We start from the raw sequence: 22,684 nt of genomic DNA, 5'->3' as shown, positions 1-22,684 counted from the left end.
AATACAACGATCTCGCGCGCCACGATTGAGGTGGAGAGGTTGGTGTCTCGGTCTTCTTCCAAAGGAGAGCTGTCACCAACGATTATCTTAGATCAGTGGACGCTTTTTCTCTTCTGGATCGATGAGAATTCGCTCGGCTGCACCGTCGAGATCTTCATACTGGCCACTTTTCAACGCCCACAGGAAGCCGCCCAAGCCAAGCGCGCCAAGAAAGAGAGCGACGGGTATGAGATAGGTGAGGGTGGTCATGACGACCGGGCCAGTTCGTTGAAGTCGGACAGCCCGTCGCGGCGAACATTTTTGGCCTGTGAAATGGGCTCGGAGGTTCGTAGTCGCAACGCATTTCCGATGACGAGCAGTGATGAAGCGGACATGGCAATTGCCGCTATCAAGGGCGTGACGTGCCCAAGTATGGCGATCGGTACTGCCACCGTATTGTAGACGATTGCGATTGCGATGTTCTGCCGGATCAGGCTTCCAGCCTTGCGCGAGACGTCCAGCGCGAGCGGCACCGCCACGAGGCTTTCACGCAGGAAGACGAAATCCGCGGCGTTGCGGCCAACATCGGCGGCGGTGGCCGGTGCGATGGAGACATGCGCTGCGCTCAGCGCCGGCGTGTCGTTGAGGCCGTCGCCAACCATCAGAACCCTGTGCCCAACTTTCGCGAGGATTTCGATGCGCTCGAGCTTGCCGGATGGCAGCAGGCACGGAACGAAGTCGTGGATTCCGAGTGACTTCGCAACCTCGGCACAGGCTGCCGCGGTATCGCCCGACAGCATCTCCACGGGAACCCCGGCGTCGCTCAATTGATCGATGGCCGCTCTGGCGTCGGCGCGCAATGCATCCTCGAAAACGAAGCATGCGGCGATCATTCCGTTTCTCGTCAAGACCGTTCCGCCGTAGCCGTGTTTGCCCTCACCGCCGGTTCGAGCCTTCCAGCCGGCCCATCCGCGTCGGCCCAGTCGCCAGGTACTTGCCGCGTCAGTGGCCTCGATTCCAAATCCCGGATGCTCGGTGACGGCATCGAATTTGAGCTGCCCGCCAGGAATGGCAAAGCCGGCCATGGCCTTTGAAAACGGATGACGCGAGTGCGCCGCCAGGTCGGCTGCGATTGCCAGCATGGCGGGATCGATCGACGGCGCGTTAACGAGCCGGGGCTGGCCAAGCGTCAGCGTTCCGGTCTTGTCGAAGACCGCAATGTCCACACTTGCCAGGCGTTCCATGGCGGAGCCGTCCTTGACCATGATGCCGTTCTCGAACAGGCGCCTTGCGGCGACCACCTGCACGATCGGCACCGCGAGGCCAAGCGCGCACGGGCATGTGATGATGAGGACGGCGATGGCGATCGTCATCGCCCGATGCCAGTCGCCGGTCGCCGCTATCCAGCCCAGGAATGTCACAAACGCCGTCAGATGGACCACCGGGGCATAAAGCGCTGAAACGCGGTCGGCGATACGGCGATATTGCGCGCGGCCGCCCTCGGCGGCCTCCATCAACCTGACCATTTCCGCCAGGAACGAATCCCTTGCGGCGGCTGCCGCCTCAATCGTCAGCGGGCCGGTAAGATTGAGCACGCCGGCCTGTACCGCTTCGCCCGGCGCCACGTTTTTCGGCGTGCTTTCGCCTGAGGCCAGCGAGCAGTCGAGATCCGACGTTCCCTGGATGATCTTGCCGTCGACGGGGATCCTCTCACCGGCCGCGATCAACAACCGCATGCCTGGTTCGATCTCGCCGACCGGCAGATAGTCGCGCGCGCCGTCGCCGCGCAGCACCATGGCGCCACGCGCGGCCAGCTGAGACAGGCCTTTCACGGCAGTCCGGGCACGCTCCCGCATCACATGATCCAGCGTGCGTCCGATCAAAAGGAAGAACAGCAGCGATACCGACGCGTCGAAATAGGCGTGGTCGCCATGATTGATCGTCTCATAAAGGCTCATGGCGTAGGCGAGCGAAACACCGACCGCGATGGGCACGTCCATATTCATGCGGCCATGACGCAAAGCGTTCCAGGCCGAGCGGAAGAAGATGCCGCCGGCGAAGGCGAGGGCTGGAATGGCGATCAGCGCCGAGACCCAGTGAAACAGGTCGCGGGTAGCACCTTCGGCGCCGGACCAGACCGAGACCGAAAGCAGCATGATGTTGCCCGCCGCAAAGCCGGCAACAGCGACGGCGCGGATCAGTTCGGCAAGCGTCTTGTCCTTGTCGTCGATCTCGGGTGCGAACAGATGCGCCTCGTAGCCCAGCCTGCCGAGCGCGGCGACGAAGGGTGGCACCTCGTCTCCACGCCACCGGATCGCGACCCGTTTCGTCGACAGGTTGACGCGCGCGCTTTCGACGTGATCGAGCTTTCCAAGTGCCGCCTCGATCGTCTGGATGCAGGCGGCGCAATGAACCGCCGGCACTGAAAGGTCGGTCTGCCGAAGACTGTCGCCAAGCGATCGGCTCGCCAACCTGATCTCCTGGCTGGATGGCAGGACCGACGTGGCGCCGTTCAGATCCAGCGCCATTTCAGCGCCCGGTGCACAACAGCTCACTGCAGCGCTCCATGAGAAATCATGATCCTGCGGACGTCGCGATAGGGTCGCGCCAGGCCGGCATCGGCGTCGACTTCGACGATCCAGACGCCGTCCTTCGGCATATGCTGCGCTGCGAATTCCTTGCCTGAGGCGAGGGCGAGCGTGACGGATTCGTCCTCTTTCTCGTAGGCGGGATGACGAAACAGCACCTTGACACCGTGTAGAGGAACCGGCTTGCCGGCTGCGTCGGAGAGGCTGTAGTGGACTTCGCCCCATGCGATGGTCAGCTTGCCGGTCCAACCGAGCGCTGCTTGGGCGCGGCCGGCCTCAGCCTCCTTGTTGAATTGCTGGCTGGCCACATAGGTGTTCTCGACGACGAGGCCGGTCCAACTCGTATTGGCGAGCGTGGCCATGGTCAGGTTGACCGCGATGACCACCCCGAAAAAGGTGAGAATGATGGCCAGCATGTGCCTGCCTGTGAATTCGCGAGGCTTTTGGGCATTGGCGGTCATTTGGCGGCCTCTGGCGCGTTGAATGTGGCGGTGTACTCGTTCGACTCGAAGCTCGCTCTATCCTCGACACGGAACTTGAAGGTCTGTGCCGGTGCGTGGATCTGGTCCGCCGGCTGGCGAACGAAGACCTTCAACGTTTTCAGGCGGTCGGGTTGGACCGGGATGGCGAAAGACCGGCCGGCCGGGATGTCGTCGCCGACGATGACCATGTCGGCACCCTCCAGGCCCTGCATGGTGACGACGATTGTCCTTGGCTCAGGGATCATGTTGAGCAGCTTGACGGTATAGCCGTTGCGGATGGAACCATCGGACAGCGTGACGAATTGCGGATTGCGGTCATGCAGCACGTTCAGCTCGAGCCGATCACGCGTCAGCAGCGAATAGAGCAGGCCCAGCCCGATCAGCGACCACAGGCCCATGTAGACGTAGGTGCGCGGCCGGAAGATCTTGCGAATGTGAAAATGCGCCACCTGATCGGAGAAAGTGCCGACGGCAGTCCTGACCAGCGACGGATTGATTGAACTGGAGCCGCCTGCGGTCGCCAGCATCATGTTGGCGTTGTAATCGGAGAGCGTCGCGTAGGAGATCAGCCCGCGCTCCTTGCCGAGCTTGTCCATGACGCCGTCGCAGGCGTCGATACACAGCGCGCAGGTAATGCATTCGAGTTGTTGGCCGTCGCGAATGTCGATCCCCATTGGGCAAACGGCGACGCAGGCATTGCAGTCGACGCAGTCGCCGACGGACTGCCCTGTCGCTTGCACCTTCTTGGCGTGACGCGAGCGCGGTTCGCCGCGCCAGTCATTGTAGGTGACGGTGAGCGAGTTCTCGTCGAGCATGGCTGCCTGGATGCGTGGCCATGGGCACATATAGGTGCAGACCTGTTCGCGCATCAGGCCGCCGAACGTGTAGGTGGTCGCCGTCAACACGGCGATGGTGATGTAGGCGACAGGCGCGGCGGTACCGGTGAAAAGCTCGCCCACAAGTGTCGGTGCATCAGCGAAATAGAAAATCCAGGCGCCGCCGGTCGCCGCGCCGATGACCAGCCAGACAGCGTGCTTCGATACGCGCAGCATCAGCTTGCGGGCGGTCCAGGGGCCTGCGTCAAGTTTCATGCGGGCGTTGCGGTCACCCTCTATCGCGCGTTCGACGACGAGGAACAGATCGACCCACACCGTCTGCGGACATGCATAGCCGCACCAGGCACGGCCGACAGTCGAGGTGATCAGGAAAAGTCCAACGCCGGCCATGACCAGGAGGCCGGCCACGTAGAAGAATTCCTGGGGCCATATCTCGATGAAGAAGAAGTAGAAGCGCCGATTGGCAAGATCGAGCAGCACGGCCTGGTCCGGGGCAAATGGACCGCGATCCCAACGCAGCCACGGCGTCAGGTAGTAGATGCCAAGCGTGATCGCCATCACCAGCCATTTGAAGCGGCGAAAGTTGCCCGAGGCGCGCTTTGGGAAGATTTTCTTGCGCGCAGCGTAGAGGGGCTGACGTGTCTTGGCGGAATTGACCGCCTCGGCTTCCAGCCGTTCTACCTGCGTCTTGTCCAGCACGACTATCTCCACTTGCACGCAGACCGTGATTTTGAGCGCGCTGGGCAACATTGCCGCCGCCTGGACCGACCCGCGTTGATGCAGGTCAATCGGCGAATGCCGAAAAGATCGAGGCCCGGACTGGCCGGGCCTCGTCGCTCAGGCGGTGAAGGGCAGGAAATAGGGCTCCCGACCTATTCCCCACCGCCGAGCGAATGGATGTAGACCGCCAACTCCTTGACCTTGGTCTCGCCGAGACGCGCGCCCCATGCAGGCATCACGCCCTGCTTCGGTGCGCGAACCTGGTCGGCGATTGCCGTCTCGCCCGACCCGTAAAGCCAGATCGCGTCGGTCAGGTCGGGTGCGCCGAGTTCCCTGTTGCCTTTCGCATTGTCGCCGTGACAGGCGACGCAGTTTTCGGCGAAGACCCTGGCGCCGGGTTGAATAAGAGTTGCATCGCGGACCTTGCCGGACAGGCTGGCAACGTAGGCGCTGACCTGGGCGATCTGGTCGGCGGTGATGATGTCCCCGAAGGCTGGCATTTCCGACAGGCGCGTGTCCGGATCTGAAGCGAAGCGGATGCCGTGCGTGACCGTCTGCTGGATCTGCTCGGCCTTGCCGCCCCACAGCCAGTCATCGTCGTTGAGGTTGGGAAAGCCCTTGGAACCCTGGGCGCCGGATCCGTGGCACTGCGTGCAGTTGACCTTGAATGCGGCGCCGCCGGCCGCGACCGCGAATTCCCGCAAGGCATCGTCCGCGGCGATTTCGGAGACGCTTTTCGACTCCACCGCCGCGACGTATTTGCCCTTCGCTGCTTCCGCCGCCGCCAGCTCGTTCTTGACGCTGTTGCGGCTCGAATAGCCGAGAACACCCGTTGTCGCCGAGTGCAGCAGCGGCCATGCCGGATAGGCGATGGTGTAGCCGATCGCCCAGACGATGGTGACATAGAACGTGATGACCCACCAGCGCGGAAGTGGGTTGTTCAGCTCCCGGATGCCGTCCCATTCGTGACCCGTGGTTGAGACGCCAGAGATTTCGTCGATGTGTTCGTCGCTCATGATCACTCGTCCTCGAGGGGAATCCGGGCTGCTTCGTCCGCAAGCTTGCGGCTGCCGGGGCGCAGGGCGAAGACAATTGCCCCCGCAAAGAAAAGCGCCATGGCGACAAGACCCCAGCTGTCGGCAAACTCCCGCATAAGATTGTAATTCATGGGAAAAACTCCTCAGCGATAGCCGGCGGCTTCGTCGTAGTTCTTGAAATCGACCAGCGTGCCCAGCATCTGCAGATAGGCGACGAGGGCATCCATTTCGGTGACCTGTTGCGGGTTGCCGTCGAAGTCGCCGATCTTGGCTTTGGGATAGCGGGTCTCAAGACCTGATGTGTCGGCGTTGGGATCAGCCTGCGCCATCAGATCGGCATTGGCGTGCGCGACCATATCATTGTCATAGGGGACGCCGACCCGCCGGTTGGCGACAAGGTGCGTCGAGAAGTCCTTCACGTCGATCGGCGCGTCCTTCAGGAACGCGTAGCTGGGCATGATGGATTCCGGCACAACGGAACGCGGATCGGAGAGATGCGCGACATGCCATGCATTCGAATATCGGTCGCCGACCCGGGCGAGATCCGGCCCCGTCCGCTTCGATCCCCATTGAAAGGGATGATCGTACATCGACTCGGCGGCCAGGCTGTAATGGCCGTAGCGCTCGACCTCGTCGCGGAACGGCCTGATCATCTGGCTGTGGCAGAGGTAGCAGCCCTCGCGCACATAGATGTTGCGTCCGGCAAGCTCGAGCGGCGAGTAGGGCCGCATGCCTTCGACTTTCTCGATCGTGTTATCGAGGTAGAAGAGGGGTGCGATCTCGACGATGCCGCCGACGGTCACCACAAGAAGGGAGCCTACGAGAAGCAGCGTGGCGTTCTTCTCGATTAATGCATGTCTATCGATCAAGCCCATGTTCTGGCTCCTTATTCGGCAGGCTGAAGGGCGGGAACGGAGCCCGGCATCGGTTGCTCTTCACGCTGGTGGCCGAGGATGGTCATGGTGATGTTCCAGGCCATGATCAGGGCACCCGAGAGATACATGGCGCCGCCCATGGCGCGCATGACGTAGTAGGGGTGCATGGCAGCGACGGTCTCGGCGAAGGAGTAGACCAGGAAGCCCTGCTCGTCGTATTCGCGCCACATCAGGCCCTGCATGATGCCGGACACCCACATGACCGCGGCGTAGACGACGATCCCCAGGGTCGCCAGCCAGAAGTGCCAGGTAACCAGCCGCAGCGAATAGAGCCGGTTGCGGTTCCAGAGCTTCGGCACCATGTAGTAGATCGCGCCGAACGAGATCATGCCGACCCAGCCGAGTGCACCGGAGTGCACGTGACCAATGGTCCAGTCGGTATAATGCGATAGCGAGTTGACCGCCTTGATCGACATCATCGGGCCTTCGAAGGTCGACATGCCGTAGAAGGCGATGGCCATCACCATCATGCGGATGATCGGGTCGGTGCGCAGCTTGTCCCAGGCGCCAGACAGCGTCATCAGGCCATTGATCATGCCGCCCCAGGACGGCATCCACAGCATGATCGAGAACACCATGCCGAGCGTCTGCGCCCAGTCGGGCAGGGCGGTATAGTGCAGGTGATGCGGCCCGGCCCAGATGTAGAGAAAGATGATCGCCCAGAAATGGATGATCGAAAGCCGGTAGGAATAGACTGGACGGTTCGCCTGCTTGGGCACGAAATAATACATCATGCCGAGGAAGCCGGCCGTGAGGAAGAAGCCGACCGCGTTGTGGCCGTACCACCATTGCGTCAGCGCGTCCTGGACGCCGGAAAAGGCGGAGTAACTCTTGGAACCGAGGAAAGAGGCCGGCATCGAAAGGTTGTTGACCACATGCAGCATGGCGATGGTGACGATGAAGGACAGGTAGAACCAGTTGGCGACGTAGATGTGCGGTTCCTTGCGCTTCAGGATCGTGCCAAGGAACAGGATGAGGTAAGCGACCCAGACGATGGTCAGCCAGATGTCCACGTACCATTCGGGTTCGGCGTATTCGCGGCTCTCGGTGATGCCGAGCAGGTAGCCTGTCGCGGCCATTACGATGAAAAGCTGGTAGCCCCAGAAGACGAACCAGGCGAGATCGCCGCCGAACAGGCGGGCGCGGCAGGTACGTTGCACGACGTACAATGACGTGCACAGCAGCGCGTTGCCGCCGAAGGCGAAGACGACACCGGACGTGTGCAGCGGCCGCAAACGGCCGAAATTGAACCAAGGCTGAATATTGAGATCGGGGTAGGCCAGCTGCAGCGCGATGACCACGCCGACCAGCATGCCGACGACACCCCAGAACATCGTGGCGATGGCGCCGTAGCGGATTGGACCGTCCATGTAAGCGGATGGGTCGATCGGAGCGGCAACTTCGAAGCTCGAGTTGCGAATGAGGATGGCGACAAAACCGAGCAGCACGAAGAACAGCACCCACATGTGTTGCCGGAACGGCTCGTCCACGCCGAAGCCGGCGGCCACCAAGGCCGCGAATGTAAAAAGGCTCAACGCGAAGATTTGTGTGCCGAACTTCATGACATTTCCCCGACCTCGAATTCCCTGCGCGGACGTCAATCCGCGGCAACACCAATTCCGCAGCCGGCACGTCCCCGCCTTGATCCATGTCAAAGTCATATGCATTTGGATTGGGCAGGCTTGATCCTGCGAACGATCAGGAGACTGCCGTTGAACTCGCAGACAGGAGGGGGACCGTTTCCACTGCATGCAGGCGGCAAAAATTCGATGCCGGCAGGGTCTGCTGCGGTGATGAAACGTGTACACTTGGAAAAACTGCAGCTCTGCGACGCCTTGGAAAGGATCGCGGACACACTGCCCAAGGTCGACACTTTGGCATGCTTGACGGTAGCAAACGCAATCGTTCCGCTGTTGCGCGACAGTCATCGATACGAAGAGACGGTCATATTCCCCGCTTACGAGACGGCGTTGGCCGGCAGTGATGCCAATCTTGATTCAGCAAGGCGATTGAGCGCCGAGCATATCGAGGACGAATGCTTTGCCGGTGAGGTGACCGAGATGTTGCTGGCGATCGGCCACGGCAAGACGATCGACAATGCCGAGGCGGTTGGGTTCATGCTGCGCGGGTTCTTTGAAAGCCTGCGCCGGCATATCGCCTTCGAGCGCGAGCATGTCCTGCCGATGATTGGGTTTGTCGATTGGGCCTAGGCGCCGGAGCGGCGCTGCAGTCGATTCAAGCTATCGACAATGACATGCCGATTGTTCTCGATGCGGATCACGCCATCTGATCGCAGCCGGGTCAGCTGACGGCTGACAGTCTCGATCGTCAGACCGAGGAAATCGGCGATGTCGGCGCGGGTCAAAGGCAGATCGAAACTTGTCGACTGGGCGGCCGGATCAAGCGTGGGGTCGATGTTCCTGGCGATCATGAGTAGGAAGCTCGCCACCTTTTCCGAAGCACTCTTGCGGCCCAGCGTCACCATCCAGTCGCGGGCATCATCGAGTTCGTTCAGCGTCTGCTTGAAGAGACGATGCTCTAGTCCCGGCGATTCCTTCATCATCCGTTCGATGGCCGCCTTTGGGAACGAGCACAGGGAGACTGCGGTTGCGGCTTCGGCGTTGATCGCGCTTTCCACCTTGAAGGGCCTGCCCAGAAAATCGGGAGCAAATTGAAGCCCGACAATCTGCTGGCGCCCGTCCGAAAGGCTTTTCATCAGCTTGACCACGCCGGAAAGCACATTCGCGTAGCTGTCGACGGCCTCGGCGTCACCGATCAATTCCACGCCCGCTTCAACGGTATGCTTCGACGAGGTCTTGGCGAGGCCCACCAGCTGGTCCGGATCGAGCGCGCCGCAAACGCCATGATGCCGCGCTTCGCATGACTGGCAAAGCACGGGAATGCCGGCGCTATGTACATCCTGACGCACTGTCATCGTGGTCGTCCGCGAACCCAAAGGTTCCGTCAGGATATAGCATCGACCCAAGAAAAAGCCTTGCGGCAGTTTGTCCGCAACCAATGGGCATTGACCGAAATCAAGGCGGCTACTGCCCCTCGCGAGCAGTATCGCGCGAAACATTCCGGAGTTGATAGCGACATGCGGCCAGAATTAGTTGCCAGGCTTGGCGAGAACGTGCCGCGTTACACGAGTTACCCGACGGCGCCGCATTTTCATCCGGGCGTCGATGCCGCCGTCTGTCGTGGCTGGCTGCAGGCGCTCAATGAGGGCGACGAGATCTCGCTCTATCTGCACATCCCCTATTGCGACAAGCTTTGCTGGTTCTGTGCGTGCCACACCAAGCAGACACGCCACTACGAACCGGTCACCAAATATCTGAGATCGCTGCATGCGGAGATCGCCACCGTCTCAAGTCTCGCCGGAGGCAAGGGCCGGGTACGTGCCGTCCATTTCGGTGGTGGCTCACCGACGATGCTCAAACCACAGGACATGGTGGCGCTGGGAGCCGTTCTGCGCAATAGCTTCTCATTTCTTCCCGGCGCCAAGATCAGCGTCGAAATCGAACCCAACGATATGGACGAAGCCCGCCTCGACGCGCTTGCCGAAATCGGCATGACGAGAGCCAGCCTCGGGGTCCAGGATTTCGATCCGAAGGTGCAGAAGGCCATCAATCGCGAACAGACCTTCTTGCAGACCAAGACAGTCGTCGACGGCGTTCGGTCACGCGGCGTCGAGTCGGTCAACCTGGACCTGCTCTACGGCTTGCCGCACCAGACCGGGGAGAGCGTCTTGTCCACCGTCATGCAGGCGCTGACGCTCGAGCCCGACCGGATCGCCCTTTTTGGCTATGCCCATGTGCCATGGTTCAAGAAACATCAGACAATGATCGACGAGGCCTGGTTGCCAGGCCCGGAGGAGCGGTTTGCCCAATCGCAACTGGCAGCTCGTGCCATACTCGACCAAGGATACGAAGCAATCGGGCTCGACCATTTCGCCAAACCGGGCGATGCGCTGGCGCTTGCCGCGCATGCGGGGATGTTGCGCCGCAACTTTCAGGGCTACACCGAGGATCGCTGCGAAACCTTGATCGGCCTCGGCCCGTCTTCCATCAGCCAATTCCGGCAAGGCTATGTACAGAACATGCCTTCGACCGCCGAGTATGGCCGCATGGTGGATGACAGTGGGTTGGCTTCGGCCCGTGGAATTGCTTTTTCCGACGACGACCGCGCTCGCGGGTGGATCATCGAGCGGCTGATGTGCGATTCCGGCTTTTCAGCGATCGACCTGGTTGAGCGCTTTGGCGAGGCTGGCCAAAGGCTTCTCGGCAAGGCGAGTTCCACCGCTCTTCTTGATCCTGCCCGGTTGCTTGAACTTCACGGTGACCGCTTCGTCGTGCCGGTCGAAAGCCGCCCCTTTGTCAGAAGCGTCGCGGCGAAGTTCGACAAATATTTCGAAACCGGCAAGGCCAGACATTCCGTGGCGGTCTGAACATCGGCTGCGTCAGGAATGCTTCCCGGCTGGCAAGTCGTGTGAAGGGCCTACATCCCGATCTGAACAGCGCAGATCGTCGACCGCGTCAGGAAACGCTTCTCCCTCCGTTGTCCAGCGAGAACATGCCGCCGCGGCCTGGCACTACGTCGACATGAGATCGGTATGCTTCCAGGCCTCGAATTGCGAGGCGCCGATGTAGAACGGCGCGTCACCGATATGGCCGAGCAGGACATCGTGGTCGCCGACGATGAATCCGTCCAGCGGATAGCACATAGGCGAAGAGCCGTCGCAGCAGCCGCCGGATTGATGGAACAGCACCGGACCGTGCTCGGCGACGATCTCCGCGATCAGTTCAAGCGCTGCCGGCGTTGCCGTGACCTTGGCATGCATGGGTTTTCGATTTCGAGCCTGGGGCGCGGCCCCCTGCGGAGCCGCGCCTTTGAGCCAAAGAGGCGATCAGAAGAAGCCGAGCTTCTTCGGGCTGTAGCTGACCAGCATGTTCTTCGTCTGCTGGTAGTGGTCGAGCATCATCTTGTGGGTCTCTCGACCGATGCCGGACTGCTTGTAGCCGCCGAAGGCCGCATGCGCGGGATAGGCATGGTAGCAGTTGGTCCAGACGCGGCCAGCCTGGATCGCGCGGCCGAAGCGATAGGCGCGGTTGGCATCGCGTGTCCAGACGCCGGCACCGAGGCCGTAGAGCGTATCGTTGGCAATCGCCAGGGCTTCGTCGTCGTCCTTGAAGGTCGTGACCGAAACCACCGGCCCAAAAATCTCCTCCTGGAAGATGCGCATCTTGTTGTGGCCCTTGAAAACCGTGGGTTGGACGTAGTAGCCGCCCGCCAGGTCGCCGGGCAAAAGATTGCGCGCCCCACCGGTCAGCAACTCGGCTCCTTCCTGGCGGCCGATATCGATATAGGACAGGATCTTTTCCATCTGCTCGGACGAAGCCTGGGCCCCGATCATCGTTGCCGGATCGAGCGGATCGCCCTGTACGATTGCCTCGACGCGCTTGAGGGCGCGTTCCATGAACCTGTCGTAGATCGATTCCTGGATGAGCGCGCGGCTCGGACAGGTGCACACCTCGCCCTGGTTCAGCGCGAACATGACGAAGCCTTCGATCGCCTTGTCGAAGAAATCGTCGTCTTCGGCGACGACATCCTTGAAGAAAATGTTGGGTGACTTGCCGCCGAGCTCGAGCGTCACCGGGATCAGGTTCTGGCTGGCATACTGCATGATCAGCCGGCCCGTCGTCGTCTCGCCGGTAAAGGCGATCTTGGCAATGCGCGGCGACGAAGCCAGCGGCTTGCCGGCCTCGAGGCCAAAGCCGTTGACGATGTTGAGCACGCCCGGCGGCAGCAGGTCGCCGACAAGATCGGCCCAGAGCAGGATGGCAGCCGGGGTCTGCTCGGCGGGTTTCAGGACGACGCAATTGCCGGCAGCAAGCGCGGGAGCAAGTTTCCAGCATGCCATCAGCAGCGGGAAGTTCCACGGGATGATCTGGCCGACCACGCCGAGCGGCTCATGGAAATGATAGGCGACGGTGTCGTCGTCGATCTGGGAGAGGCTGCCTTCCTGGCCACGCACCGCGCCGGCGAAATAACGGAAATGGTCGATGGCCAAAGGCAGGTCGGCCGCGGTCGTTTCGCGGATCGGCTTGCCGTTGTCCCAGGTCTCGGCGCATGCGAGGAGATCGAGGTTTTCCTCCATTCGATCGGCGATGCGGTTGAGGATGAGGGAGCGCTCGGCCACGCTGGTGCGCGCCCAGGCATCCTTGGCGGCATGCGCGGCGTCCAGGGCCGCCTCGATGTCCTGGCCGTCCGAGCGCGCTACTTCGCACAGCAGTTGGCCATTCACCGGCGAGAAGTTCTCGAAATAGCGGCCGGAGCGGGGCTCGGCCCATTTGCCACCGATGAAATTGCCGTAACGCTTGTCGAAGGGCGCCTTGACCGGGCGTGAGAATTCAACCTTGTTCATGTGTCTTCCTCCCAAAGCTGGCGTCGCGGGATGCGAACGCTTCGGGAGAGGCTTGCGATTTCCGCCTCCGGTTGTCACCGCACCGGTCGCCGCGGTTGGGCAAGATGTGTCGCAGAATTGCGACAGTCACGGGATCTCGGCGTTTCAGTGAGGCCGATGGACATCCAGGCGGTTGAGTTTGCGGTGAAGCGTCGCGCGGCTGATGCCAAGCGCCTGCGCCGCGGCCGAGACATTTCCGTCAGCCCGCGCGAGCGCACGCTGGAGGGCCCCGCGCTCCGCCTCAGCAAGAACCTTAGGGCCAATCTCGGCCCAGCCGAGCAGATCGGCGGCGGGCATTGGTTTGTCGAGACACTGCTGTGTAATGCCAAGCGCCAGGCGGGCCGAACGGGTAGCACCGACCACGAGATCGTCCGCGTCGATGGCGATCAGCGCGCCGGAGCCCTTGTCGGTCACTGGCGCAAGCAGAATTCGTGCCTTCGGGAATGCCATCTTGAAGTTTTCGCTTTCGATCCGACGCGCCGCGTCGACGACAGCCATCGAGATGAGATTGACGAAGGCTTCGGTCAGGTCGGCCCGGCAGGAGGACACGTCAAGCGCGGCCACAAGGTTTCCCTCATGGTCGTGGATCGGGGCGGTGGTGCAACTGAGCAGGGTGTTGCGCGTGTGGAAATGCTGGTCACGGTGGATCGTCAACGCCCGGCGTTCGACCAGGCAGGTGCCGATCCCGTTGGTGCCCTGGCTTTCCTCATTCCAGACGGAGCCAGTCCACAAACCCCAGGAATGAAACGTCTCATCGTCGACAGGCGCGCCGCGCCGTTCGACCGGCACGCCGTCGCGATCGGCGAGCAGGACACAGCATCCGACGCCGCCTACCGCGAGATAGAGACGGTCGAGACTGGCTTGGGCAGCGCAAATGAGCGGTTCGATCCGTTGCCGGGCCTGCGCCAGTTCGGCCTCCGTCAGATAATGTGGAGGGCTGCAATCGGCTGGTTCGAGCCGATGCAAATTGGAAGAGCGCCGCCAGGAGGCAACCAGGGCGGACTTCGCCGCCGCGTCCGACGCAATCGCCGCCTGGATGCGGTCGGCATGATGACCGGATAGATCTTCTCCCATACTTTTCCTCCAACCCTGATGAATTTCCTCCCGGTCTGATCCGGTCTGCGGTTCGATCGGCACTTAGTCAATTCGTCGAAAGGAGCAGAAGGACAGATCTCTTGCCTGCCATTGCCATCCAATGGCCGCCCCATCGAGGAAGCCTATCAACAGAACGAATCGCGTTCATTGATCGGGAGCAAACTTCGCTTGGGCGGCTATCGACATTGCGAAAACTGGCCGGAAGGCAGCCAAGGCGAGGCATTTGGAGTTGTCGGAATGCTTGCGGTTGCTGTCGCGGCGTCATAGCCATCATCGCGCGGGCGATGATGGTCGAAAAGGTACCCACAAACGTACCCTCACATTCAAGACCGCTTCCGGCGCGAAGAAAGGCACGGGGGAGGTAGCTCGATTGCTTTGATGGATTTGAAATGCGGGACCACCGCACGGGCGCCGTTGTAGATCGAGCGCATGTTGACGTTGGCGATCCGGTCGAACATCTCGTCGTCCATCGTCTCAAGCGGCAAGGACGGCTGCGCCACGCCGGTATTGTTGACCAGTATGTCGAGACCGCCGAAGGCCGAGCACGAATTTCTTGACGATGCCTTCGCCAAATCCAGACCCGCCACCGGTGACGATGGCGACCTTCCCAGCAAGTCTCATATCTGTTCCTCCGTTGCCCGAACCATCGGGGAAGACACGCGCGTTGCACAGTCCGATTATCTGAACGCCCTTTTAGCTTTCCTTGTTTGAGCTCGCCCGCGCCGGGAGTAATAGTCGCGTCGGAATTGCGAGGAGGAAAAGATGACGCTGAACTTCGACCCGAGGGCGAAGGCCGCGACGCTCTACCATGGCGAATTCCGGCCGATGTTCATTGGCGGCAAGTGGGTGGCGGCGCAGTCCGGTCAGGAGATGCAGGCGCTGAATCCGGCGACCGGCGCGGTGCTGGCGACGGTGCCGCGCGGCTCGGCCGCCGATGTCGACGCGGCTGTGGCTGCCGCGCGCATGGCGTTCGAAGGGCCGTGGTCGACATTCTCGCCCTATGAGCGGCAGTGCGTGCTTTTGCGCATCGCCGATCTCTTCGAGATGCATTGGGAAGAGCTCAGTGTTTCCGACACGCTCGACATGGGACTGCCGATCACGCGCACGCTCGCCAATCGGTGTCGCGTCATCGGCATGCTGCGCTTCTATGCCGGCATGGCCACCGCGCTGCATGGCGAGGCGATCGACAATTCCATTCCCGGCGAGATCGTCACTTTCACCCGGCGAGAACCGGTGGGCGTCGTCGGCGCGATCATTCCCTGGAACGCTCCGACCGCCGCGTCGATCTGGAAGATCGCACCAGCGCTCGCCACCGGCTGCACCATCGTGCTGAAACCGTCGGAGGATGCGTCGCTGACACCGCTGCTGATCGCGCGGCTGATGCAGGAAGCCGGCGTGCCCGACGGCGTCGTCAACATCGTCACCGGCACGGGAGCCGAGGCCGGCGCGCGGCTCGCCGAACATCCCGATGTCAACAAGATCGTCTTCACCGGCTCGACGCTGACCGGCCAGGCGATCGCCCGCGCCGGTGTCGCCAACCTCAAGCGCGTTTCGCTCGAGCTCGGCGGCAAGTCACCGATCATCGTCTGCCGCGACGCCGATATCGACAAGGCTGTCCCGGTCGCGGCGATGGCGGTGTTCGTTCATTCGGGTCAGATCTGCATTGCCGGCTCGCGGCTATTCGTGGCGCGCGAGATCCATGACGAGTTCGTGCGCCGGGTCGCCGAATTTGCCGGCAGGCTGCGCGTCGGCCACGGCATTGAGGCGGAGACGGAGATCGGGCCGCTGATCAACGCAAGGCAGGCCGGCAAGGTCGAGGGCTACATCAAGGCCGGCAGCGACGAGGGCGCCGAACTGGTCGCCGGCGGCTCGCGGCTGACGGGCGCGCTCTTCGATGGCGGCAACTTCATCGCGCCAACCGTCTTCGGTTCGGTATCGGACAACATGACCATCGCGCGGGAAGAGATTTTCGGTCCGGTCATCTCGGCGATGCCTTTCGACACGCTGGATGAGGCCGTCGCGCGCGCCAACGCAACGCCTTACGGTCTGGCGGCCGGTATCTTCACCACCCATCTCGGCACCGCGCACAAGCTCGCGCGCCGCATCAAGGCCGGCTCGGTCTGGGTCAACATGTACCATGCCATCGACCCTGCGGTGCCGTTCGGCGGCATGAAGATGTCCGGCTACGGTCGCGAGGGCGGCGTCGAGCATCTGCATGAGTATCTGGAGACAAAGGCGATCTGGATCCAGACGGATTAGAGCAATCCCAGGAAAAGTATGAGCGGTTTTCCGTACGAGCAAATTCACCGTTTCACGGAAACGGCGAACCGCTCTATCCCTTTGTTTTTACGCAATTCCGGACGGAAAACCGTATCACACTTTTCCTGGAATTGCTCTATTGCAGGGTATGTCGAGAAACAGGTGAAGATCACGGCCAGTATTCGGCCTGAAGACACCGGGTCGGCCTGAAGACACCGGGCAGGAAAACTCAACGGAGGCTCACCCAATGGCGTCGACCGTCCGCTGGTCGGCGCCATTGACCCATAATCTTCTCGGCAGCTACGCGACGAAACGGACCACGCCGCCATCCACCCGTAAAGCCGCGCCGGTTGTCGCCGAAGCCTGCTCCGAGCATGCATAGATGATCATGTTGGCCACCTCGTCGGTGGTCGAGAAGCGTTGGATAAGGGTGGTTGGACGCATTGCCTTCAGGAAGCCCTGCTCGGCTTCCTGCTGCGTGATCCCGTTTGCGTCAGCCTGCTTCGCCATGAAGTCGCCCAGGATCTCGGAGCGGGTAGGACCCGGCAAGACGGCGTTGACAGTGACGCCCGTGCCCGCGACCGCCTCGGCAAGCCCGCGCGAGATCGCGAGTTGAGCTGTCTTGGTCATGCCGTAGTCAAGCATTTCCTTGGGGATGTTGATCGCGGACTCGCTACTTACAAACACGACACGGCCCCAGCCTTTCGCCACCATCCGCGGCAGGTAATGACGGGTCACGCGCACGCCACTCATCACGTTCAACTGGAAGAGGTCGAGCCAGTCCTCGTCGGGGATCTTCGCGATGTCCTCGACGCCATTGTAGCCCCGGATATGAGCCGTACCAACGTTGTTCACAAGGATATCGGCGTCCGGCGCCTGCGCGATCAAGGCCTCGGCACCCTCCGCTGTCGCAAGATCGGCGGCGATGCCCGAGATGTCGCTTCTGGGAAAGGCCTGCCGCATCTGCCGCACCGCCTCGTCGACCCGGCTATTCCCACGGCCGTTGACGACGACCGATGCGCCGGCACGGGCCAGCCCCTCCGCCGTCGCGCGGCCGATACCTGCGGTCGATCCGGTGACAATCGCCTTGCGGCCCTTGAGTTCAATATTCATATCATTCATCTCCAATGCTAGGTGGTGATCATCCGCCGATCCAGGCTAGAACCGCCCGTCGCCAGTTGAATACCGACAATATTTGGACGGAGGCGGGCCCAGCTTTGTTCGGTCGAAGCGTCGCGGCCCAGGCGACGCGGCGACGCCTCAGGACAAGCACGTCAATCCGCCTTGTTCGCGACTTCCGCCTCCGCTGCGCGGGCAAGGCTTTCGACCCATTCCTGGTGATAATGGTAGAGTGCACCGGGATGCTTGCGCCCGAGTTCCTCAAGGAACCAAAGGCCCTGCTGCGTTTCCTCGGTCAGCACATGGCAGCCATCGGCTGTAGGAGTGATGACCCAGCCATGGTACGCGCTCGATCCGGTAACGTCGCCATCGACTGTTGTCGCCCATGACAGCCTGCGGAAGGGTTCGCACTCCGTCACGACCAGGCTCATCGGAAAGCCAACCGTCACCCGGATATATCTGGTTTCAAGCGCCAGTTCCGGCTTGCCGCCCAGGATCTTGACCTGATCCTCGGCGGGAAAGTAGCTCGACCAATTCTCGGCATCGACCAGCAGCTTCCAGACCACTTCAGGCGGCGCCTTCACGTCAATGTCGTTGAGTGCGTAGATAGCCGACGTTTTCGGATCATATCGCTCGGGCCAAATCACGTGGTCATACATCGATCACTGTTCCTTCTTGAACAGGTCCTGGAAGATGAGCTGGCCCCAAGTGCGGCCGCGTGCGTGCACCAGCGCGCCACCCTCGTTGAGCTTTCCCAGCTTGACGGGTGCGAACCCGAGTTGTTTGGCCAAGGCCGCCACGGGAGCGATCGCGTCCTCATCGTCAGCAGACAGAAAGACGACCCGGTGCCCGCCCTCGACGATCGGATCGGCAGCCAGGGTGGCCGCAATCAGGTGATTGAACCCTTTGACGAGCTTGGCGCCGGTGAACGCCTTCGCGACGAAGGCGGAGGACGGGAGACCGTCCAGCTCTTCAGGGACAGGAAACGCGTTCGTCGCGTCGATGACCGTCTTGCCTTCCCAGCTCGGCAGGGCCTTCGCGACCTCGCGATGCTCCCCGAACGGGACCGCCAGGATGATTGTGTCGGCCTCGAGTGCGTCCCGCAGCGACTTGGCGACGACCGTGGGTCCGATCGCCCGGGCCTGTGCCGCCAACGCCTCGGGCGGACGGCGGCTCGCGACGGCCACCTCGATGTTTTTACGGGCGAAGGCGTGGGCGAGGGCCTGGCCTATCTTACCGAATCCTACAATCGCATAGCTCATAATATTTCTCCGTTCCGTGTTGATGTCGATTCCCAGCCCTCAACGGCGCTGGTTAGTTGAATGGAGTGACGGGCCGGGCGTGGCGCGTCAGAGTTGCGCAAGGCCGCCGTCGACGGCGACCTCGCTGGCGGTCATGAAGCTGCTGTCCGACGACGCGAGAAAGGCGGCGACAGCCCCGATCTCCGCCGGATCGGCCATGCGCTGGAGCGGCGTCATCGCGGCGAAGACCTTCTGGCCCTCCTCGCCGAGCGCTTCCTTCGCGAGCTCGGTCGCTGTCGCGCCGGGGGACAGCACGTTGACCCGTATGCCGGTCCCCTTCAGATCCTCCGCCCAGGTCCGGGCGAGGTTGCGCACCGCCGCCTTGCTCGCGCTGTAGGCGCTCATTGCCGGGGCGCCCGTGGTGCCGGCGCTCGATCCGGTCAGGATTATCGAACCGCCCTGGTCCATCAGCGGCAGCGCCTTCTGGACAGTGAAAATCGTACCCTTCACATTGGTGTCGAAGGTTTCGTCGATGTGCTCGGCGGTGATCTTGCCGAGCGCAAGCTGGCTTCCCGCCCCGGCATTGGCGAAGACGATGTCGAGGGTTCCGCGCTCGGCCTTCACCGTCGCGTAGAGTCGGTCGAGGTCGGCCTCATCCGAGACCGAGCCCGTCACCGCGCGGGCATTGGGCCCGAGCTCGGCCAGAGCCGCGTCGAGCGTTTCCTGCCGGCGACCGAAGATGAAGACGAAGGCGCCCTCTTCGATGAAGCGCTTTGCCGCGGCGCGGCCGATGCCGGTAGCGCCACCCGTGATGACTGCAACCTTACCGTTTAGCTTTCCCATGACTTTTCCTTCCAGGCTCTGCCTTTGATCGTTCGGGAAGAACCCCGAGAGCCTGGAAATAGGCCTGCAGGGGTCAGGCTTTGAGTGCGGAAGTGCGCACATCGGTGGTGCAAAATCGATCCGGTCGGACGACCGCCGCCAGTCGCGACGACCGGTGTCCGCCGTTCGGAATTGCGCCGCGCTCGTCGACACAAGCTATGATGACCGCCCACACTGCTGTACGACTGCGTTGGATACGGGCTTTGGAAGGCGCACCGCGCGGTGCGGGATCGCACCATGATCGACTGGGATGACGTTCGCTATTTTCTGGCCGTGGCGCGCGGAGGCTCGGTGCGGGCTGCCGGCGAGCGCCTCGGTGTGAACCACTCGACCGTGCTGCGGCGCGTTGCACAGCTCGAGGAACGCCTCGGGGCGCGGATGTTCGAAAAGCTGCCTTCGGGCTACCGCCTGACGGCTGCGGGCGAGGAGGTGCTCGAGCTCGCGAACCAGATGGAAGCGTCGTCGCACCAGTTGGAGACACGCGTCTTCGGGCGCGATCAGAGCGTGCGCGGGCTGCTGCGGGTGACATTGGCTCCGACCCTCGCGACACACCTGCTCATGCCGGATTTCGCCGAGTTCGCGCGTCTGCATCCGGACATCGAGATGGACGTCTTGTCGTCCGGCGAGCTGGCAAATCTGACCAACCGAGAGGCCGACGTGGCGATCCGCGTCGTCTACGACCGAAAAACCCTGCCGCTCAACCTTCACGGCCTGAAGGGCCCGGAGCTGTTCGGGGCCGTCTACATATCTCGCGATCGACTAGCCGCATGGCGTGCGGGCGCCTCTGATCCCATCCGGTGGATCGTCATAAGCATTCATGGAATTCCGGATTGGGCCAGCGAGGGTGAGCTTCGCACGACGGGGGTTCCATTCAGGACCACGGACGCCGCAGCGCAGATCGTTGCTGTACGGCAAGGGCTCGGGATCACGACACTGCCCTGCTTCGTCGGGGATGCCGACCCCCTCCTGGTGAGGGTGCCGGGCACCGAGCTGCATTTGTACGGAACGCTCTGGATTCTCACGCAGGGTGAGACACGCAAGACGAAGCGCGTGCGGCTCTTCACGGAGTTCGTATCCGGCAGGCTCGCCGCGTACGCTCCGCTTCTCGCCGGGCTGTCCATACCTGAAGCAGACTCTCGCAGGTGACGTTGGGTACGACCACTTTGCGGACGCGCTCGATGGGATTCAGGCCAGGCGGCAGCCGATTCAACCTGGAAAGCCCATTCAGCCTGGAAAGATAGTGAAACCACCATCGACGCGGATGACCTGGCCGTTGATGAAGCGGGCGCGCGGACCGGCGAGAAAAGCCACCGCCTCGGCGATCTCTTCCGGCTCCGCATACCGGTTCAGCGATTTCCGGCTCGAATCCATGCGCTCCGGATCGACCACACGGGTCGCCTGGAACCGTGCCGTCTTGGTGGCACCGGGGCTGACCGCATTGATGCGCACGCCATCGTCGATCAGTTCCTTGGCGAGGCAGCGCGTGTAATGCACGACCGCCGCCTTCAACGTCGAGTAGACGACCTCGGGCGAGCAGCCGAGATGTGCCGCCGCCGACGCGATGTTGATGACGGAGCCGCCGCCGCGCTGCTTCATGGGGGGCACGAAGGCCTGGCAGACCAGCATCGTGCCGATCAGATTGTTCTCGGTGAGTACACGGATGTCGTCCAGTTCGATGTCGAGTGCGTTGTTCGGGTTCGGCTTGCCGCCCTTGGCGCCGATGTCGCCGCCGGCGCAATTGACCAGCACATGGACGTCGCCGAGGTCGGCCTCGATCTTGCGCTTCATCTCGGCCACCGCTTTCTGGTCGCCAATGTTGCCGGTCACCGACGTGACCCTCGTCCCATGCCGCTTCAGACGCTCGACCACCTCGCCGAGATTGGCGAACTCGCCGTATTTGGCCGGCGCCGTTTCGTCCATGTCATGGATCGCGACATTGGCGCCCAATTCCGCCAGACGTTCGGCCATCACGCGACCGAGGCCACGGCCGGAGCCGGTTACGAAGGCGGTCAACCCATCGAGTTCACGTGCCGTCATCAGATATTCTCCATTTTCATCAAACCAGGTTGCGCATGTTGGCGGCGCTGCGCCGGATCATGTCGAGCTCATAGGAAACCAGGGCACCGTCGTCTTCGCGTTCCCAGGGGGTACGATAGTCGGCATCGTCGGGTAGCCGATTGCGCTGCGCCGCCCGCAGGCAGGCGGCAAATTCCCGTGCCGTCTTCGGCGGATAGCCGTGCCACCAGTCGTCGCTTAGAAAGCGGACATGCCGCGCCTCCAATGCCCCCGGTTCGAGAACGGCGGTCATGCGATCGTGGTGTTGGCCGAGAATTGCGAACATTTCGGCAAACGGCACCGCGCCATCGCCGATGGCGCAACGGATCAGCCGGTAGCCTTCGGTCGTGAACTGTACGCGGTAGTCCTTGAGGTGGACATGGCGGACATAAGGAGCGATCCGCCGCGCAAAATCGAGCGGCGCTTCGCCGACCGGGAATGGGTTGCCGGTGTCGAAGGTGACACCGACGCCTTCGCCGCCGAGCGCGCAGAAATCGATGATTTCCCCGCTGGTGAAGTCCTGGTGGTTTTCGATCGCAAGCACATGGCCTTCGGCAATCGCGCGGGGACCCCATTCCTTCAATCGGTCTCGAATGATGCCAGCGAACTCGCTCCATTTCTCGCCGGCAGCGTTGCGGTCGCCGCAGAGAACCGGCGTCAGCGCCGTTCGGATGATCTTTGCCCTCAGCAGGCGTGCGGCCCGAAATGCCGCGTCGAGCGGTTCGCCCACCAGCAGGCCGCCGCTGACGATCGGTGTGATCCCAAGGCCGGCGAGCCTTTCGCGCAGCGCGATTACCGCGTCATCGGAAAGCTCCGCCAGCCATGGCACCCAGATCTCCAGCACCCGCGCGCCGAGTTCGCTCGCGAGCGCAATGAAACCTTCCAGCCCCGCCGGCTCGGGATTGGCGCGTGAGGTGCCGCGGGCCTGAAGTCCGAGATGATAGGTCAGACCATAAGGGTTCAGGCCGACCTCGAGCATGGAGCGATCCTTTG

23 protein-coding genes and 1 pseudogene are annotated in these 22,684 nt (G+C 62.3%); 5 read left to right on the top strand and 19 right to left on the bottom strand.

The genetic code is table 11. From position 1 onward, the window contains the following. Nucleotides 1–87: 87 nt before the first annotated feature. The 8 genes from ccoS to ccoN all read right to left on the bottom strand — a co-directional run bounded on the left by ccoS (nt 88) and on the right by ccoN (nt 8,139). Nucleotides 88–249, bottom strand: coding sequence for a cbb3-type cytochrome oxidase assembly protein CcoS (gene ccoS, locus LB568_RS05265; protein WP_013897073.1), 162 nt, complete (start codon nt 247–249; stop codon nt 88–90). Beyond that, nucleotides 246–2,534, bottom strand: coding sequence for a cation-translocating P-type ATPase (locus tag LB568_RS05260; RefSeq protein ID WP_224729461.1), 2,289 nt, complete (start codon nt 2,532–2,534; stop codon nt 246–248). The genes ccoS and LB568_RS05260 overlap by 4 nt, the downstream gene beginning before the upstream one ends. After that, entirely contained in the window at nt 2,531–3,028 is a 498-nt protein-coding gene (locus LB568_RS05255) for a FixH family protein (protein WP_224729460.1), read from the bottom strand. The genes LB568_RS05260 and LB568_RS05255 overlap by 4 nt, the downstream gene beginning before the upstream one ends. Beyond that, nucleotides 3,025–4,584 carry a cytochrome c oxidase accessory protein CcoG gene (gene ccoG, locus LB568_RS05250; protein ID WP_224729459.1) on the bottom strand — a complete coding sequence of 520 codons (1,560 nt, stop codon included), beginning with the start codon at nt 4,582–4,584 and terminating at the stop codon, nt 3,025–3,027. The genes LB568_RS05255 and ccoG overlap by 4 nt, the downstream gene beginning before the upstream one ends. A gap of 173 nt (nt 4,585–4,757) precedes the next feature. Further along, nucleotides 4,758–5,621: a cytochrome-c oxidase, cbb3-type subunit III gene (gene ccoP, locus LB568_RS05245; protein WP_224729458.1), complete on the bottom strand. Its 864-nt coding sequence runs from the start codon at nt 5,619–5,621 to the stop codon at nt 4,758–4,760. A 2-nt stretch (nt 5,622–5,623) separates the two neighbouring features. Next, nucleotides 5,624–5,773 carry a CcoQ/FixQ family Cbb3-type cytochrome c oxidase assembly chaperone gene (locus LB568_RS05240; RefSeq protein ID WP_023764650.1) on the bottom strand — a complete coding sequence of 50 codons (150 nt, stop codon included), beginning with the start codon at nt 5,771–5,773 and terminating at the stop codon, nt 5,624–5,626. A gap of 12 nt (nt 5,774–5,785) precedes the next feature. Beyond that, nucleotides 5,786–6,517 carry a cytochrome-c oxidase, cbb3-type subunit II gene (gene ccoO / locus LB568_RS05235; protein WP_224729457.1) on the bottom strand — a complete coding sequence of 244 codons (732 nt, stop codon included), beginning with the start codon at nt 6,515–6,517 and terminating at the stop codon, nt 5,786–5,788. A gap of 11 nt (nt 6,518–6,528) precedes the next feature. Next, entirely contained in the window at nt 6,529–8,139 is a 1,611-nt protein-coding gene (ccoN, locus tag LB568_RS05230) for a cytochrome-c oxidase, cbb3-type subunit I (RefSeq protein WP_140780795.1), read from the bottom strand. Nucleotides 8,140–8,346: 207 nt separating this feature from the next. On the opposite strand from ccoN, the gene LB568_RS05225 reads away from it, so the two are divergent. Next, nucleotides 8,347–8,787 carry a hemerythrin domain-containing protein gene (locus LB568_RS05225; RefSeq protein ID WP_412033896.1) on the top strand — a complete coding sequence of 147 codons (441 nt, stop codon included), beginning with the start codon at nt 8,347–8,349 and terminating at the stop codon, nt 8,785–8,787. Here LB568_RS05225 and LB568_RS05220 read toward each other — a convergent pair. Further along, nucleotides 8,784–9,512, bottom strand: a complete 729-nt coding sequence (locus LB568_RS05220) for a Crp/Fnr family transcriptional regulator (protein ID WP_140574724.1) — start codon at nt 9,510–9,512, stop codon at nt 8,784–8,786. The genes LB568_RS05225 and LB568_RS05220 overlap by 4 nt on opposite strands. 162 nt (nt 9,513–9,674) lie before the next feature. Between LB568_RS05220 and hemN the strand changes: the two genes are divergently transcribed. Further along, a complete protein-coding gene (gene hemN, locus LB568_RS05215; RefSeq protein ID WP_224729456.1) occupies nt 9,675–11,024 on the top strand; it encodes an oxygen-independent coproporphyrinogen III oxidase in 1,350 nt (449 codons plus the stop codon). Between the two features lie 50 nt (nt 11,025–11,074). Here the strand turns inward: hemN and LB568_RS05210 are convergent. The 4 genes and pseudogenes from LB568_RS05210 to LB568_RS05195 all read right to left on the bottom strand — a co-directional run bounded on the left by LB568_RS05210 (nt 11,075) and on the right by LB568_RS05195 (nt 14,635). Further along, nucleotides 11,075–11,417, bottom strand: a pseudogene (locus LB568_RS05210) (DUF779 domain-containing protein). A gap of 66 nt (nt 11,418–11,483) precedes the next feature. Beyond that, nucleotides 11,484–13,001, bottom strand: coding sequence for an aldehyde dehydrogenase (gene adh, locus LB568_RS05205; RefSeq protein WP_224729455.1), 1,518 nt, complete (start codon nt 12,999–13,001; stop codon nt 11,484–11,486). Nucleotides 13,002–13,145: 144 nt separating this feature from the next. Next, a complete protein-coding gene (locus LB568_RS05200; protein WP_224729506.1) occupies nt 13,146–14,114 on the bottom strand; it encodes a GAF domain-containing protein in 969 nt (322 codons plus the stop codon). A 344-nt stretch (nt 14,115–14,458) separates the two neighbouring features. Continuing rightward, complete coding sequence (locus tag LB568_RS05195) at nt 14,459–14,635, bottom strand: hypothetical protein (protein ID WP_318013238.1); 177 nt, start codon at nt 14,633–14,635, stop codon at nt 14,459–14,461. On the opposite strand from LB568_RS05195, the gene LB568_RS05190 reads away from it, so the two are divergent. Together LB568_RS05190 and LB568_RS05185 are read left to right on the top strand one after the other, a co-directional pair. Further along, entirely contained in the window at nt 14,565–14,846 is a 282-nt protein-coding gene (locus LB568_RS05190; RefSeq protein WP_224729510.1) for a hypothetical protein, read from the top strand. The genes LB568_RS05195 and LB568_RS05190 overlap by 71 nt on opposite strands. A gap of 51 nt (nt 14,847–14,897) precedes the next feature. After that, on the top strand, nt 14,898–16,394 hold the full coding sequence (locus tag LB568_RS05185) for an aldehyde dehydrogenase family protein (RefSeq protein WP_224729454.1): 1,497 nt from the start codon (nt 14,898–14,900) through the stop codon (nt 16,392–16,394). 300 nt (nt 16,395–16,694) lie between these two features. Here LB568_RS05185 and LB568_RS05180 read toward each other — a convergent pair whose 3' ends face one another. The 4 genes from LB568_RS05180 to LB568_RS05165 all read right to left on the bottom strand — a co-directional run bounded on the left by LB568_RS05180 (nt 16,695) and on the right by LB568_RS05165 (nt 19,597). Then, entirely contained in the window at nt 16,695–17,507 is an 813-nt protein-coding gene (locus LB568_RS05180) for an SDR family NAD(P)-dependent oxidoreductase (protein WP_224729453.1), read from the bottom strand. Nucleotides 17,508–17,668: 161 nt separating this feature from the next. Further along, the gene (locus LB568_RS05175) at nt 17,669–18,172 is read right to left on the bottom strand and encodes an SRPBCC domain-containing protein (protein ID WP_224729452.1); all 504 of its coding nucleotides are present in this window, start codon (nt 18,170–18,172) and stop codon (nt 17,669–17,671) included. Nucleotides 18,173–18,175: 3 nt separating this feature from the next. Beyond that, nucleotides 18,176–18,775 carry an NADPH-dependent F420 reductase gene (locus tag LB568_RS05170; protein WP_013897052.1) on the bottom strand — a complete coding sequence of 200 codons (600 nt, stop codon included), beginning with the start codon at nt 18,773–18,775 and terminating at the stop codon, nt 18,176–18,178. Nucleotides 18,776–18,862: 87 nt separating this feature from the next. Beyond that, nucleotides 18,863–19,597, bottom strand: a complete 735-nt coding sequence (locus LB568_RS05165; RefSeq protein ID WP_224729451.1) for an SDR family NAD(P)-dependent oxidoreductase — start codon at nt 19,595–19,597, stop codon at nt 18,863–18,865. A 276-nt stretch (nt 19,598–19,873) separates the two neighbouring features. Between LB568_RS05165 and LB568_RS05160 the strand changes: the two genes are divergently transcribed. After that, nucleotides 19,874–20,782 carry a LysR family transcriptional regulator gene (locus LB568_RS05160; protein ID WP_224729450.1) on the top strand — a complete coding sequence of 303 codons (909 nt, stop codon included), beginning with the start codon at nt 19,874–19,876 and terminating at the stop codon, nt 20,780–20,782. 78 nt (nt 20,783–20,860) lie between these two features. Here the strand turns inward: LB568_RS05160 and LB568_RS05155 are convergent, their stop codons facing one another. Together LB568_RS05155 and LB568_RS05150 are read right to left on the bottom strand one after the other, a co-directional pair. Continuing rightward, on the bottom strand, nt 20,861–21,673 hold the full coding sequence (locus tag LB568_RS05155) for an SDR family NAD(P)-dependent oxidoreductase (protein ID WP_140780562.1): 813 nt from the start codon (nt 21,671–21,673) through the stop codon (nt 20,861–20,863). A 19-nt stretch (nt 21,674–21,692) separates the two neighbouring features. Then, a complete protein-coding gene (locus LB568_RS05150; RefSeq protein ID WP_224729449.1) occupies nt 21,693–22,670 on the bottom strand; it encodes a sugar phosphate isomerase/epimerase family protein in 978 nt (325 codons plus the stop codon). Nucleotides 22,671–22,684 lie beyond the last annotated feature (14 nt).

The sequence above is a fragment of the Mesorhizobium sp. B263B2A genome (assembly GCF_020165775.1).
GTDB classification, from domain to species: Bacteria; Pseudomonadota; Alphaproteobacteria; order Rhizobiales; family Rhizobiaceae; genus Mesorhizobium; species Mesorhizobium opportunistum.
This window is presented reverse-complemented; position numbering and strand designations above follow the sequence as displayed.